Genomic DNA, 1175 nt, shown 5'->3' on the forward strand with positions numbered 1-1175 from the left:
CGCTCGACCGCGAGCGCGACGCCCATCCCGCCGCCGATGCACAGCGACGCCAGCCCGCGCTTCGCATCGCGCTTGACCATCTCGTGCAGCAGCGTCACCAGGATCCGGCAGCCCGACGCGCCGATCGGATGACCGATCGCGATCGCCCCGCCGTTCACGTTCACCTTCGACGTGTCCCAGCCCATCTGCTGGTGCACCGCCAGCGCCTGCGCCGCGAACGCTTCGTTGATCTCCATCAGGTCCAGGTCGCCCGGCGTCCAGCCCGCGCGCTCCAGGCACCGGCGCGACGCCGGCACCGGACCCATGCCCATCACGCTCGGATCCACGCCCGCGTTCGCGTACGCCTTGATCCGCGCGAGCGGCGTCAGGCCCAGCGCCGCCGCCTTCTGCGCCGACATCACCAGCACCGCCGCCGCGCCGTCGTTCAGCCCCGACGCGTTCGCCGCCGTCACCGAGCCGTCCTTCGAGAACGCCGGCTTCAGCCCGGCCAGCGACTCCGCCGTCACGCCGTGACGCACGAACTCGTCGGTCGCGAACTGCAGCGGCTCGCCCTTGCGTTGCGGAATCGACACCGGCACGATCTCGTCGTCGAAGCGGCCGGCCTTCTGCGCGGCTTCCGCCTTGTTCTGCGACAGCGCCGCGAACGCGTCCTGCGCTTCGCGCGTGATCCCGTATTCCTTCGCGACGTTCTCCGCCGTGATGCCCATGTGGTACTGGTTGTACACGTCCCACAGGCCGTCGACGATCATCGTGTCGACCAGCTTCGCGTCGCCCATCCGGAACCCGTCGCGCGAGCCCGGCAGCACGTGCGGCGCCGCGCTCATGTTCTCCTGGCCGCCCGCGACCACGATGTCCGCGTCGCCCGCGACGATCGCGTTCGCCGCCAGCATCACGGCCTTCAGGCCCGAGCCGCACACCTTGTTGATCGTCATCCCCGGCACGGCGCTCGGCAGCCCCGCCTTGATCAGCGACTGCCGCGCCGGGTTCTGCCCGGAGCCGGCCGTCAGCACCTGGCCCATGATCACTTCGCTGACCTGCTCGGGCTTCACGCCCGCACGCTCCAGCACTGCGCGGATCACCGTCGCGCCCAGCTCCGGCGCCGCAATCTTCGCCAGCGAGCCGCCGAATTTGCCGACCGCGGTCCGCGCGGCCGATACGATCACTACATCCGTCAT

At 70.6% G+C, this 1175-nt stretch carries 1 protein-coding gene; it reads right to left on the minus strand.

All coding sequences use genetic code 11. The features are described 5' to 3' along the window. On the minus strand, nt 1-1175 hold a 1175-nt coding region (locus WS96_RS14375; RefSeq protein WP_059833316.1), incomplete at both ends, for an acetyl-CoA C-acetyltransferase.

This window comes from Burkholderia sp. MSMB1835 (assembly GCF_001526365.1).
Lineage (GTDB): Bacteria > Pseudomonadota > Gammaproteobacteria > Burkholderiales > Burkholderiaceae > Burkholderia.